Source organism: Agromyces cavernae, assembly GCF_021044935.1.
GTDB lineage: Bacteria > Actinomycetota > Actinomycetes > Actinomycetales > Microbacteriaceae > Agromyces > Agromyces cavernae.
Genome location: NZ_JAJNMP010000001.1, coordinates 1,143,485 through 1,156,150, shown reverse-complemented (window position 1 = coordinate 1,156,150; position 12,666 = coordinate 1,143,485). Strand labels below are relative to the sequence as shown.

Genomic DNA, 12,666 nt, shown 5'->3' with positions numbered 1-12,666 from the left:
TCGCAGCGCTGGCGCGCCGCGAGCGCTACGGCTGCCGCCTTTCTGCAGGAAGCGCGTCGCTTCGCGCCCCGCTGACCTGCAGCGCGCCGCTCCGAGTTGCTACCTGGTGTAGTTCGGCGCCTCCACCACGATCTGCACGTCGTGCGGGTGCGACTCCGCGAGACCCGCGGGGGTGATGCGCACGAACTTGCCCTTGGCCTTCAGCTCGGCGATCGTGCGGGCGCCGACGTAGAACATCGACTGGCGCAGCCCGCCGATGAGCTGGTACGCGACCGCCGAGAGGGGACCGCGATAGGGCACCTGCCCCTCGATGCCCTCGGGGATGAGCTTGTCGTCTGACGGGACATCCGCCTGGAAGTAACGGTCCTTCGAGTACGACGTCTTCTGGCCGCGCGTCTGCAGGGCGCCGAGCGATCCCATGCCGCGGTAGGCCTTGAACTGCTTGCCGTTCTGGAAGACGAGCTCGCCGGGGCTCTCGGCCGTGCCCGCGAGCAGTGAGCCGAGCATGACGGTGTCGGCGCCCGCGACGAGCGCCTTCGCGATGTCGCCCGAGTACTGCAGGCCGCCATCGGCGATGAGCGGAACCCCGGCGGGCTTCGTTGCCTTGGATGCCTCGTACACGGCCGTGATCTGCGGAACGCCCACGCCCGCGACGACGCGGGTGGTGCAGATCGAGCCTGGGCCCACGCCCACCTTGACGGCGTCGGCGCCCGCGTCGACGAGGGCCTTCGCGCCCTCGTAGGTCGCGACGTTGCCGCCGATGACGTCGATGTGCGCGAACGTCGGGTCGGACTTCAGGCGACGGATGATGTCGAGCACGCCCGCCGACTCCCCGTTCGCCGTGTCGACGACGAGCACGTCGACCCCTGCGTCGCGCAGCGCCTCGGCGCGCTCCCACGCGTCGCCGAAGAAGCCCATCGCCGCACCGACGCGCAGACGGCCCTCGCTGTCTTTCGTGGCGTTCGGATACTGCTCGGACTTGTCGAAGTCCTTCACGGTGATGAGACCCGTGAGGTACCCTTCGTCGTCGACGAGCGGAAGCTTCTCGACCTTGTGCTCGGCGAAGATGGCGAGCGCCTCATCGGGGTTCATGCCGACGCGCCCCGTGATGAGCGGCATCTTGGTCATGACGTCGCTGACCCTCGTCGTGGACTTCTCGAACTCGGCGACGAATCGCATGTCGCGGTTCGAAATGATGCCGACGAGCTTGCCGTCGCCGTCGACCACGGGCAGGCCGCTCACCCGGTAGGTCGCGCACAGGGCGTCGACATCGGCGACCGTCGAATCGGGAGTCGTCGTCACCGGATTCGAGACCATGCCGGACTCGCTGCGCTTGACGCGGTCGACCATGTCGGCCTGATCGGCGATCGAGAGGTTGCGATGCAGGATGCCGATGCCGCCCTGACGGGCCATGGCGATCGCCATGCGGGCCTCGGTCACGGTGTCCATGGCGGCCGACAGCAGTGGAGTCGCGACCTGGATGCGGCGAGTGAGCTGCGAAGCCGTCTCAGCCTCGCTGGGGATCACGTCGGTGTGACCTGGCAGGAGGAGGACGTCGTCGTATGTGAGTCCCGTGAATCCGAACGGATCTGCCTGATCCATGACTTCCCTTCGTGTCGTGCCCGAGTCGGTGTCGCGCTCGAGAATCGGCGCGATCGAGGTGCAAGGCGGTGCATCAATGTTAAGCGAGTTTGCGTCATGGGCATTCCCCGGATAACAATCGAGGGCTGATTGCGTCATGTGCGAAACACATGAGACATAATCGGCACGTACTGTCGACGACGTTGTCAGCAGTAAGGACCGGTCCCGGAGGTCCACAGGCCTCCGGACCCCTTGGAGGTGCAGTGGAACCCACGCAGTCAGTCGCCAAACGGTCACCCGGGAGGTGGCTCATAGTCCTCGCAGTCCTGTTGTCCGCACTCACCCTGTCCGGCATCGCAGCGTCCCCTGCGATGGCGGAGGATGTGAGTGCGGCATCAGCGACCGAGACACCAGAACCGACTCCGGCTCCCGAAGAGGAATTCGAGTTCCACTTCCGCGGGAACGTGCAGTTCGACGGCGAGCCGCTCGAAGGCGTCGTCATCCGCGTCGAAGGCGGCGGCTTCGAAGCCGACACCGAAACCGGCCCCGACGGCCGCTGGGAGATCGGCGTGCCCGAGAAGGCGACGTACACGGTTTCGCTCGACGAGGACACCCTTCCCGAGGGCGTCGTCGTCGCCGAGGGCGGAGCGAGCCGAGAGGCCGAGTTCGGCCTCACCCGCAACGCGTCGGTGAACTTCTTCCTCGGTGAGGGGGTGCGCACGACGGTCAGCTTCTTCGACCAGTTCCTGCAGCGCACGGTGAACGGCCTGAACTTCGGGCTGCTGCTCGCACTCGCGGCGATCGGCCTCTCGCTCATCTTCGGAACCACCGGCCTGTCGAACTTCGCCCACGCCGAGCTCATCACGTTCGGCGCCCTCATGGTGCTCAGCTTCGGAGTCGACCTCGCGTGGCCGCTGTGGGCCGCGATCGGAATCGCGCTCGTGCTGAGCGCTGCACTCGGCTGGGGGCTCGACGCCGCCATCTGGAAGCCGCTGCGGCGCAAGGGCGTCGGGGTGATCCAGCTCATGATCGTGAGCATCGGTCTCTCGCTCGCCCTGCGCTACACGTACCAGTACTTCTACGGCGGCGCGACGAGGCAGTTGCCGGGCGCGACGCTTCCCTCCGACATCCGGATCGGCCCGATCGCCCTCTCGTGGGTCGACGTCGTGAGCATGGCGGTGAGCGTCGTCGCGATCCTCGCGGTCGCATACTTCCTGCTGCGGACCCGCATCGGCAAGGCGACGCGCGCGGTCTCCGATAACCCGGCGCTTGCCTCCGCGAGCGGCATCGACGTGAACTTCGTGATCCGCATCGTCTGGGTGCTCGGAGCGGGGCTCGCCGGCCTGTCCGGCATCCTCTGGGCGTACTTCCGACCCGGCGTGAGCTGGGACATGGGGTTCCAGATCCTGCTGCTCGTGTTCGCCGCCGTCACGCTCGGCGGGCTCGGCACAGCCTTCGGCGCGCTCGTGGGCGCCGTCATCGTCGGCCTCTTCGTCGAGCTGTCGACGTTGTGGCTGCCCAGTGACATGAAGTACGTGGGGGCGCTGGTCATCATGATCCTCGTGCTCCTGTTCCGGCCGCAGGGAATCCTCGGTCGCCGAGAGAGAATTGGATAGGAGGCCCGCACATGGATTGGGGAGCAATCTTCGGAAACGCGGCCGTCGAGCTGATCAGCCCGACCACCGCTGCCTACGCCCTCGCCGCACTGGGTCTGGCGATCCACTTCGGCTTCACCGGCCTGCTGAACTTCGGCCAGGCGGGATTCATGCTGCTCGGCGCCTACGGCTACGCGATCCCGGCCATCCACCTGGGCTGGCCCTTCTGGGCCTGTGTGCTCACGGCGCTCGTCGCTTCGGTGATCTTCGCGCTCATCCTCGGTATTCCGACACTGCGGTTGCGCGCCGACTACCTGGCGATCGTGACGATCGCCGCGGCCGAGGTGTTGCGGCTCATCTTCACGACGAACGAGTTCGATGCGGTCACCGGCTCGGCGAGCGGGCTCTCGAACTACCAGGGCGACCTGCTCGCGCTCAACCCGTTCCCCGCGGGCCGCTACGGTTTCGGTCCGTTCGTCTTCGACAACCGAGTGTGGTTCTTCCTTCTGCTCGCGTGGATCGTCCTGGCGCTCGCGGCGGTGTTCACCTGGCTCATCATGCGCAGCCCTTGGGGGCGCGTCGTCAAGGGCATCCGTGAAGACGAGGATGCGGTGCGCGCGCTCGGCAAGAACGTGTACTCGTACAAGATCCAGAGCCTCATCCTCGGCGGCGCCCTCGGTACCCTGGCGGGCATCGTCTTCGTCCTACCACGGGCGGTCGTGCCGTCGTACTTCCAGCCGTCGCTGACGTTCTTCATCTACGCCATCCTGCTGCTGGGCGGCGCGGCGACCATCCTCGGACCGATCGTCGGATCGATCGTGTTCTGGGTGCTGCTCTCGTTCTTCTCGGGCTTCATCTCCCGCGCGGTCGAGGCGGGCTGGTTGCCGTTCATGACGCAGGTGCAGGCCGGCCAGCTGCGGTTCATTCTCGTCGGGGTCGCGATCATGTTGATCGTGGTGTTCATGCCGCAAGGCATCCTCGGAAACCGGAAGGAGCTTGCTTTTGTCAAGTGAAATCACCTCCTCGAGGCCCGTGAAGTCCATCGGTCTCCACGTCGGCGACGCCGCTCCGGGCGTCAAGAAGGTCGACCCGATCCTCATCGCCGACGGCGTCAAGCGCACGTTCGGCGGCCTCACGGCCGTCGACGTCGACCACGTCGAGATCCCGCGCGGGGCCATCACGGCCCTCATCGGGCCCAACGGTGCCGGCAAGACCACGTTCTTCAACCTGCTCACGGGCTTCGACAAGCCCGACACCGGCAGCTGGTCGTTCGACGGTCGCTCACTCGCCCACGTCCCGGCCTACCGGGTCGCGCGCATGGGGCTCATCCGCACGTTCCAGCTCACGAAGTCGCTCGCGCTGCTGTCGGTCATGGAGAACATGAAGCTCGGCGCGAAGAACCAGGTCGGCGAGAACCTGTTCCGCTCGCTCATCCCCGCGATCTGGCGCAAGCAGGACACCGAGATCGAGGTCAAGGCCATGGACCTGCTGACCCGATTCAAGCTCGACGCCAAGAAAGACGACTACGCGGCGAGCATGTCGGGCGGGCAGCGCAAGCTGCTCGAGATGGCGCGGGCGCTCATGAGCGATCCCACCCTCGTCATGCTCGATGAGCCGATGGCAGGCGTGAACCCCGCGCTCAAGCAATCGCTGCTCGATCACATCCTGGGCCTGAAGGCCGAGGGCATGACCGTGCTCTTCGTCGAGCACGACATGCACATGGTGCGGCACATCGCCGATTGGGTGATCGTGATGGCAGAAGGGCGTGTGGTCGCCGAGGGCGACCCGCACACGGTGATGGAGGATCCCGCCGTCATCGACGCCTACCTCGGCGCCCACCACGACATCGATCTGGGCGCCGACTCGGAGCACGTCGAAGCACTGAAGGAGCTCATCGATGACGAACAGTAGTCCCACAGCCGCAGCCGCTGTCGCCGAGCCGCCCGCCGAGGACCTCGTCGTCGAGGTGCGGAACGTGATCGCCGGGTACCTTCCCGGGGTGAACATCCTCAACGGGTGTTCGCTGAAAGCCGCGCAAGGTGAGCTCATCGGCATCATCGGCCCGAACGGCGCCGGCAAGTCGACACTCCTGAAGTCGATCTTCGGGCTCGTCAAGGTTCGCGAGGGTGGAATCTACCTCCACGGCGAGGAGATCACGAACCTCAAGGCGAACAAGCTCGTCGGTCAGGGTGTCGGCTTCGTCCCGCAGACGGAGAACGTGTTCCCCTCGCTCACCATCCAGGAGAACCTCGAGATGGGGCTCTACCTGAAGCCGAAGGGGCTCAAGGAGCGTCTCGAGTTCGTGACCGAGATCTTCCCCGAACTCGGCAAGCGGCTCACGCAGCGTGCCGGCTCGCTGTCCGGCGGTGAACGCCAGATGGTGGCCATGTCGCGCGCGCTGATGATGGGCCCGCACGTGATGCTGCTCGACGAGCCATCGGCCGGCCTCTCGCCGGTTCGTCAAGACGAGGCCTTCATGCGCGTCAAGGAGATCAACCGTGCCGGCGTCACGACCATCATGGTCGAGCAGAACGCCCGCCGCTGCTTGGAGATCTGCGACCGTGGGTACGTGCTCGACCAGGGCCGCGACGCGTACCACGGCACCGGCCGCGAGCTCCTGAACGATCCCAAGGTGATCGGCCTCTACCTCGGCACGCTCGGGCAGGACGAGGAGTAGTTCGAAGTACGAAGAGGGGGCGGTCCGCTACGGCGGATCGCCCCCTCTTTCGTGTATCCGCTCCGTTTGCGCAGTGCGCGGCGCACCGCGCGTTCCCCCGTACCCGAGCCTCTGCCGCGCTGCACGGCGTACGCGACGCACCAGGCGACTCCCGGGCTGCTTCGGGACGTCCCAGCCCGCCGAGAGTGCACTCGCGGCCCTCTCATGGGGCGGGGAGTGCACGTTCGACGAGCAGAGGCACGCTGGAGCGTCCCAGCCCACCGAGAGTGCACTCCCCGCCCTCCCATAGGGCGGGGAGTGCACGTTCGACGAGCAGAGAAGGCACGCTGAAGCGTCGCAGACCCACCGAGCGTGCACTCGCGGCCCTCCCATAGGGCGGGGAGTGCACTCTCGATGGATGGGATGCGGGAGACAGGGAGCGACATCCACACGGTGGCAATCGCCGCCTCTTGCGCCCGGTCGGGGCAGCCCGCACCGTCTCGACGCGCGGGCACACGAAAGCGGGGCCCCGGCCGTAGCCGGGGCCCCGCTCACTCACTCAGCGGATCAGCCGTCGCCGATGCGCGAGTAGGTGTTGTCCTCGTTGAACTGGAAGATGCCGATCGTGGCTTCGGTCGGGTCACCGTGCTCGTCGAAGGTGACCGGACCCGAGGGGCCGTCGTAGTCGATCTGCTGGCCCTGTTCGAGCAGCGCGACACCTTCTTCGAAGGTTGTGACCTTCTCGCCTTCACCGCTGCCGCCCGAGACCTGACGCAGGTACTTGGCGATCTCGGCGCCATCGGTGCTGTTGGCCGCGTAGGCCGCGAGCGAGATGAGCGTGACCGCGTCGTACGACTCAGCCGCGTAGCTGTAGTCGGTCAGCGCGGGGTCGACGGTGAGGAGCCGGTCGGTGAAGTCACCGAGGGTTCCGACGTCGAGGCCCGGCAGGGTGCCCTTCGCACCGGTGATGAGACCGGGCGTGAAGTCGGCGCTGTAGTCGGCGAGGTTGCCGTCGACGAAGTAGACCTTGTCGCCGGGGTAGCCCGTGCCGACCAGTGCCGGGGTGATGACCTTGGCCTGGTCGAACGTGATCAGCGCGATCGCGTCGGGGTTGGCCGCCGTGACCTCGGTGATCTGCGCGTCGAAGCTCGAGTCGCCCTCGTTGAAGAGCGCCTCAGCGACGACCTCGCCGCCGGCAGCCTCGAAGGCGTCGCGCGTGAACTGCGCGAGACCCGTTCCGTAGGGGTCGTTCAGCACGATGAGGCCGAGCGTGGCGTTGCCGTCTTCGGCGATCAGGTTGCCGAGCACCTCGCCCTGCAGGACGTCGGACGGTGCCGTGCGCCAGTACAGGTCGTTGTCGTCGTAGTCGGTGAAGTCAGCCGACGTGTTCGCCGGCGAGAACTGCACGACGCCCGCAGCGACGATCTGGTCGATGACGGTCTTCGAAACGCCCGACGAGGCCGCGCCCACGATGGCCGAGACGTCCTGCGAGAGCAGGTCGGTCACCGAGACGGTGGCGATGTCGGTGGTGGTGTCGCCCGAGTCACGGAAGACGACCTCGACGGCGAGGCCGGAGCCGGCGCCGTTCACGTCGTCGGCGCCGAGCTGCACGCCGGCTTCCTCGGGCGGGCCGAGGAACGCGAGCGCACCACTCTGCGGGAGGATCGTACCGAGCTTGAGCGCGAGATCGCGCTCACCCTCGGCGATGGGCAGGGCGTCGCCGGCGTCACCAGTCGGTGTTTCCGTCTCGGCCGGCGGCGTTCCGCCCTGGGCGCACGCAGTGAGGAGGAGGGTGCTGACGCCGGCGATGGCGAGACCCGTCCAGGCTGCGCGAGCCGAGCGCTTGGCCGAGGCCTTCGCGAATACGCTCATGTTGCTCCTTGGGACTGAAGGAAATTGGTACACAATTCAGCGCCGTGGTGACGCCGTTGTTCGACAGTATTCCGGGCATTCGACGGAAACAAGATGCCGCGGTCACAACCGTGTAACACCGTCGGAATCGTTACCTTCTCGACATTCAACTCCCGCTTCGGCGCAGGGATTCGTCGCGAATGCCGCTCGAGACGCGCGGATCGCGCGTCAGGGCCATCGGCGCATCCACCCCCGGAATGGGGGTCATCGGAGACGCCATTCGACGGTCAGACGGGCTCCGCCACGACCCGTCGTGACACCCGCACGCCGCGCAGCAGGTCGACCGTGAGCACGGTGAGCGCGAGCCACACGAGACCGAACCCGATCCACCGCTCGGGCGGCATCGGCTCCTGCAGCACGAACACGCCCACGAGGAACTGGATGAACGGCGCGAAGTACTGGATGAACCCCATGTAGATGAGAGGAAGCCGGCGCGACGCCGCGGCGAACAAGAGCAGCGGCACCGCGGTGACCGCGCCAGCCGACACGAGCAGCACCGTGTGCCAGACGCCCTCGGTGCCGATCGTGAGCCCCGTGGTCATGCCGACGAACACGAGCTGGATGATCGCGAGGGGCGCGAGCCACGCGGTCTCGAGCGTGAGCCCCGACACCGCGTCGACCTTCGGGCCGACGCGCTTCTTGATGAGCCCGTAGATGCCGAACGAGAACGCCAGCACGAGTGCGATCCACGGCAGCTGCCCGTAGCCGATGGCAAGCACGATGACGGCCACGACCGAGATACCCACCGCGACCCACTGCGTCGCGTTCAGTCGCTCGCGAAGCACGATGACCCCGAGCAGCACCGTCACGATCGGGTTGATGAAGTACCCCAATGCCGCTTCGACGACCTGCCCGCTGAGCGTCGCGTAGACGTAGGTCTGCCAGTTGACGAAGATGAGCAGCCCGGCGAGCCCCATGGTGAGCACGACCCGACGGTCGCGCAGGAGCGCCCCGAACGGCCGCCACGCGCGGGTCACTGCGATGAGCAGGGCGCAGAACACGAGCGAGAACAGCACCCGCCACGCGACGATCTCGAACGGCCCGGTGGGCGCGAGGGCGATGAAGTAGATGGGCAGGATGCCCCACAGCCCGTAGGCGCCGATGGCGTAGAGGAGGCCCGACCGGCTGATGCCGCCGACGTGCTTCACCGGCGCGTCGGTCGCGGGCGACGGTGTGGAGGGTGATGACACCAGCACAGACTACGCCCGCCCGCCGACGCCGAGGCGCCCGCCCGGCTGCCGTTCATCGTCGACATCCGGTCGTGCACGGCGCACGATGCGGGTGACGGATGCCGCGACATCCGTCACCCGGAGACGACGAAGCCCGGGCACCCTCACGGGTGCCCGGGCTTCGAGTCGGATCGAGTCGCTCAGCGAACGACGACGGCCAGCACGTCGCGCGCGGAGAGCACGAGGAACTCGTCGGCGCCGAACTTGACCTCGGTGCCGCCGTACTTCGAGTACAGGACGCGGTCGCCGACGGCCACGTCGAGCGGAACGCGGTTGCCGTTGTCATCGATGCGGCCGGGGCCCACAGCCACGACCTCGCCCTCCTGGGGCTTCTCCTTCGCGGTGTCGGGGATGACCAGACCGGAAGCGGTGGTCTGCTCGGCCTCGACCTGCTTGATGACGATGCGATCCTCGAGCGGCTTGATGGAAACCGACACGGTTGACCCCTTTTCTAGAGTTGAGAACTGTCTTGAGGAAGACTTGGGTTAGCAGCCTCAGAGCGAGAGTGCTAAAGCGAGTCTATTCGTGATTTGGCACTCGTGCAACGTGAGTGCCAGCCGGCGGGCGGGTGCTAGCGTGGCCGGGTGGATCGCGCCGAGCTCGTCGAACTGCTCTCGCCCGAAGGCCTGCGGCTGCTCGACGGCCTGCCCGAGTGGGACGTGAAGGCCGACATCGTGAAGACCGTCGCCGAACTGCGCAAGCAGGGCCATCCGCCCGGTCTCGTCGCGACCGTGCTCAGCCAGGCGAAGCTGCGGCACCGCGCCCGGGCCAAGTTCGGCCCGTTCGCCTCGCGCATGCTGTTCACCGAACCCGGGCTCGAGCAGGCGACGCGACTTCAGGTGGCGGCGCTGCACGCCGGCCGCTTCGCTCGTGCCGATATCGGGCACGTCGCCGACCTCGGCTGCGGCATCGGCGGCGACGCCCTCGCGATGGCGGCCATCGACCTCGAGGTGACCGCTGCCGAAGCCGACGAGGTGACCGCCGCGATCGCGGCGTACAACCTCACCCCGTTCCCGCGGGTACGGGTGCTGCACGAACGCGCCGAGCAGGTCGCACTCGGCGGAATCGGGGGCGCCTGGCTCGATCCGGCTCGCCGTACGACCGCGGGCGGCACCACGACGAGGATCGCCGACGCCGCCGACTACTCCCCCAGCCTCGACTTCGCCTTCGGGCTCGCCGACCGCATGGCCGTCGGTGTGAAGCTCGGCCCGGGGACCGACCGAGACGTGATCCCGGCCGGCGCCGAAGCCCAGTGGATCTCGGTCGACGGCGACGTCGTCGAACTGGGGGTGTGGTTCGGCCAGGTGGCCCGGCCGGGAGTCGGCCGCGCCGCCCTCGTCATCCGCGGCGACTCAGCACACGAGCTGACCGCGCCCGCCGATGCCGAAGACGCTCCCGACGGCCCGCTCGGAGACTACCTCTACGAGCCCGACGGTGCGATCATCCGCGCGCGCCTCATCGGCGATCTGGCGCGCGCCAACGGCGCGTGGATGCTGAGCCCGGGCATCGCGTACCTCACCGCCGACACGGCGTTCGACTCGCCGTTCGCGCGCGGGTTCCGCGTCGTCGAACGGATGCCCGCCGACGAGCGGCAGCTGCGCCAGGGCCTGCAGGCGCGCGGCATCGGCACCCTCGAGATCAAGAAGCGCGGCATCGACGTCGACCCGGCGGCGCTGCGCACTCGCCTGAAGCTGCGCGGCGCCGAGCGCGCCACGCTCGTGCTCGCACGCGAGCAGGGCCGGCATGTGGCGTTGCTCGTCGAACGCCTGTAGCCCGAACACCGCTAGCCCGAACGCCGACGGCCGCGGCGACCCGACCGCCGCGGCGACCCGGCCGGGCTCAGTTCGGCAGTGCCCCGAAGACGATCGCGTAGTAGCCGATCCACACCGCCGAGAACACGAGCCCGGCGAGCCCGGTGCCGATGCCGACGAACGAGAGCACGCGGCCCTCCGCTTCGCGACGAAGGCCCAGCACGCCGAAGACGATCGCGGCGATCGAGAGGGGCAACATCCACCCGACGAAGAGCGAGGCGACGGCGCCGATGGTGCCGGCGACGGCGGCCACCCAGCTGTAGACGCGCCGTTGGGTCTGCTCTTCGGCGGCTTCGACCAGATCGCCGCCCGGACGATGCACGATGAGCAGCTGACCGGTCGAGATCCGCTCGAGTTGCCCGGTGTCGAACGGCACGTCGAACTCGCGCACGGCCGGGTTCGCGCGGAGCGTCGGCTCAGCCGGGGCGTCGGCGACCGGCGGCACGGATGACCCGGCCTCGCCCGCCTCGACGCCCCGGCCGGGCTCCCCGCCCTGGGGCGGAACCTGCTCGCGGTCGGTCATGCGTTGTGCTCCAGGATTCAGAACGACGTGCTGCCCATGTTGCTCGCCCCGAGCAGGAGCCCCCACAGGATGAACGAGAGCAGTGCGATGCCGAGGCCGACGAAGCCGAGCACGATGCCGGTGAGCCACATGCCCTTCGCTTCGGACTCTTTGCGCTTGCCGATGAAGCCGAGCACCACGGCCGCGCCGGGGATGAACAGCTGCATGAAGCCGCCGACGAACGGGATGAACACGACGAACGAACCGACGATGCCCACGATTCCCGCGATGAGCGAGATGAGGCTGTAGACCGGCGTCGGCTTGCTCGGTGCCGTGCCGTAGGCCGGCGCGACGTAGCCGGGCGAACCGTAACCGCTGGTCGGAGCCGACGGAGCGCCGTAGCCCGACGGAGTGCCGTAACCCGTCTGCGCCCCTGCCGCGGGCGCTCCGTACGCCGGGGCTGCCGGTGCTGCAGGTGCCCCGTAGGCCGGCGGAGCGGGTGGCGCAGGCGCCGCGGGCGCCCCGGAGCCCGGCGGAGCGGGCGGTGGCGGCGTCGCGGCGCCGTAGCTCGGCGGCGCGGGCGGGGCGGGCGGCTCGGGTGCCGCGGGCGGCTCGGGTGCCGCGGGCGGCTCGGGCGCCGACGGCACGTCGGGCACCGACGGCGCGGACGGGGCTCCCGGGAACTCGGGCTCCGACGGCTCGCCTGGGAGCGTCGGCTCGGGCTCGGAGGGGAACGTCGGCTCCTCGGGAGCCGGCGGAACCACCGGTTCGTCAGGCTCGGTGGGGATCGTGGGCTCCTCGGGAACCTTCGGTGCGTCGGGGTTCTTCGGATCGCTCATGGGCGGGCGCTCCTCTCAATGGTCGCTTGCGGGTTCGGCCGGAAATCGCACTCAGTTGACGTAGAGGTCCGGGTTGGCCGCGACCGCCGCGAAGAAGATCACCACGAAGACGATCGTGAGGATGATCGAGAGCACGATGCCGATGTAGCCGATGATCAGGCCGGCGATCGCCATGCCGCGACCCTGCTCGCCGGTCTTCTTGATCTGGCTGAGCGAGATGTGGCCGCAGACGATGCCCACGATGAACCCGATGCCGGTGAAGATGCCGACGAGCGACGCGACGAGTGAGACGATCGCGAGGGTATTGGTCTTGCCGCCGGGCTGAGCGCCCTGCCCGTAGGCGGGAGCGGCCTCGCCGTATGCGGGGGCCGCGGGCGCACTGTATGCGGGCGCGGCCGGCGCGCCGGCCGGCGGGGCCGGAGGCACGGGCGGAACGCCGCCTGCGGGCTGGTCGGGAAGATTCGGATCGGTCACTGTGGTCCCCTTGATGCACTCAGTGAGCGAACCGCCGGACGGCGGATCGCGCGGGCACGGCGATGCGC

The 12,666-nt window shown here is 68.3% G+C and carries 13 protein-coding genes; 5 read left to right on the top strand and 8 right to left on the bottom strand.

Annotated elements, in window-relative coordinates:
• Positions 1 to 99: 99 nt before the first annotated feature.
• Entirely contained in the window at positions 100 to 1,602 is a 1,503-nt protein-coding gene (gene guaB, locus LQ757_RS05390; RefSeq protein WP_231046145.1) for an IMP dehydrogenase, read from the bottom strand.
• Positions 1,603 to 1,964: 362 nt separating this feature from the next.
• Between guaB and LQ757_RS05385 the strand changes: the two genes are divergently transcribed.
• Genes LQ757_RS05385 through LQ757_RS05370 form a run of 4 tightly spaced genes read left to right on the top strand, consistent with a single transcriptional unit; the run spans position 1,965 to position 5,853 of the window.
• Entirely contained in the window at positions 1,965 to 3,197 is a 1,233-nt protein-coding gene (locus LQ757_RS05385) for a branched-chain amino acid ABC transporter permease (protein WP_231046144.1), read from the top strand.
• Between the two features lie 11 nt (positions 3,198 to 3,208).
• Entirely contained in the window at positions 3,209 to 4,189 is a 981-nt protein-coding gene (locus LQ757_RS05380; protein ID WP_231046143.1) for a branched-chain amino acid ABC transporter permease, read from the top strand.
• A gap of 1 nt (position 4,190) precedes the next feature.
• Positions 4,191 to 5,087, top strand: a complete 897-nt coding sequence (locus LQ757_RS05375; RefSeq protein WP_372459630.1) for an ABC transporter ATP-binding protein — start codon at positions 4,191 to 4,193, stop codon at positions 5,085 to 5,087.
• Positions 5,074 to 5,853: an ABC transporter ATP-binding protein gene (locus tag LQ757_RS05370; RefSeq protein WP_231046141.1), complete on the top strand. Its 780-nt coding sequence runs from the start codon at positions 5,074 to 5,076 to the stop codon at positions 5,851 to 5,853. Before LQ757_RS05375 ends, LQ757_RS05370 begins: the two co-directional genes overlap by 14 nt.
• A 546-nt stretch (positions 5,854 to 6,399) precedes the next feature.
• On the opposite strand, the gene LQ757_RS05365 is transcribed toward LQ757_RS05370, so the two are convergent.
• From LQ757_RS05365 to groES, 4 genes are all read right to left on the bottom strand, one after another.
• Complete coding sequence (locus LQ757_RS05365) at positions 6,400 to 7,704, bottom strand: ABC transporter substrate-binding protein (RefSeq protein WP_231046140.1); 1,305 nt, start codon at positions 7,702 to 7,704, stop codon at positions 6,400 to 6,402.
• A gap of 266 nt (positions 7,705 to 7,970) precedes the next feature.
• Entirely contained in the window at positions 7,971 to 8,891 is a 921-nt protein-coding gene (rarD, locus tag LQ757_RS05360; RefSeq protein WP_231046323.1) for an EamA family transporter RarD, read from the bottom strand.
• Positions 8,892 to 8,942: 51 nt separating this feature from the next.
• Positions 8,943 to 9,080 carry a hypothetical protein gene (locus tag LQ757_RS05355; protein ID WP_231046139.1) on the bottom strand — a complete coding sequence of 46 codons (138 nt, stop codon included), beginning with the start codon at positions 9,078 to 9,080 and terminating at the stop codon, positions 8,943 to 8,945.
• 32 nt (positions 9,081 to 9,112) lie between these two features.
• Positions 9,113 to 9,409: a co-chaperone GroES gene (groES, locus tag LQ757_RS05350; protein WP_017203655.1), complete on the bottom strand. Its 297-nt coding sequence runs from the start codon at positions 9,407 to 9,409 to the stop codon at positions 9,113 to 9,115.
• A gap of 147 nt (positions 9,410 to 9,556) precedes the next feature.
• On the opposite strand from groES, the gene LQ757_RS05345 reads away from it, so the two are divergent.
• Positions 9,557 to 10,744: a class I SAM-dependent methyltransferase gene (locus LQ757_RS05345; protein WP_231046138.1), complete on the top strand. Its 1,188-nt coding sequence runs from the start codon at positions 9,557 to 9,559 to the stop codon at positions 10,742 to 10,744.
• A gap of 67 nt (positions 10,745 to 10,811) precedes the next feature.
• Here the strand turns inward: LQ757_RS05345 and LQ757_RS05340 are convergent, their stop codons facing one another.
• From LQ757_RS05340 to LQ757_RS19370, 3 genes are read right to left on the bottom strand one after another with little or no spacing between them, the layout of a single operon-like run.
• Positions 10,812 to 11,306, bottom strand: a complete 495-nt coding sequence (locus LQ757_RS05340; RefSeq protein WP_231046137.1) for a hypothetical protein — start codon at positions 11,304 to 11,306, stop codon at positions 10,812 to 10,814.
• Between the two features lie 17 nt (positions 11,307 to 11,323).
• Positions 11,324 to 12,124 carry a DUF4190 domain-containing protein gene (locus LQ757_RS05335; RefSeq protein WP_231046136.1) on the bottom strand — a complete coding sequence of 267 codons (801 nt, stop codon included), beginning with the start codon at positions 12,122 to 12,124 and terminating at the stop codon, positions 11,324 to 11,326.
• 51 nt (positions 12,125 to 12,175) lie between these two features.
• Positions 12,176 to 12,598 carry a DUF4190 domain-containing protein gene (locus tag LQ757_RS19370; protein ID WP_231046135.1) on the bottom strand — a complete coding sequence of 141 codons (423 nt, stop codon included), beginning with the start codon at positions 12,596 to 12,598 and terminating at the stop codon, positions 12,176 to 12,178.
• Between the last annotated feature and the right edge of the window lie 68 nt (positions 12,599 to 12,666).

Excerpts from the sequence above, each read along its gene's own strand:
- guaB (WP_231046145.1), bottom strand. The coding sequence starts at position 1,602 with ATGGATCAGGCAGATCCGTTCGGATTCACGGGACTCACATACGACGAC.
- LQ757_RS05340 (WP_231046137.1), bottom strand. The coding sequence starts at position 11,306 with ATGACCGACCGCGAGCAGGTTCCGCCCCAGGGCGGGGAGCCCGGCCGG.
- LQ757_RS05335 (WP_231046136.1), bottom strand. The coding sequence starts at position 12,124 with ATGAGCGATCCGAAGAACCCCGACGCACCGAAGGTTCCCGAGGAGCCC.
- LQ757_RS05365 (WP_231046140.1), bottom strand. The coding sequence starts at position 7,704 with ATGAGCGTATTCGCGAAGGCCTCGGCCAAGCGCTCGGCTCGCGCAGCC.
- LQ757_RS05380 (WP_231046143.1), top strand. The coding sequence starts at position 3,209 with ATGGATTGGGGAGCAATCTTCGGAAACGCGGCCGTCGAGCTGATCAGC.
- LQ757_RS05370 (WP_231046141.1), top strand. The coding sequence starts at position 5,074 with ATGACGAACAGTAGTCCCACAGCCGCAGCCGCTGTCGCCGAGCCGCCC.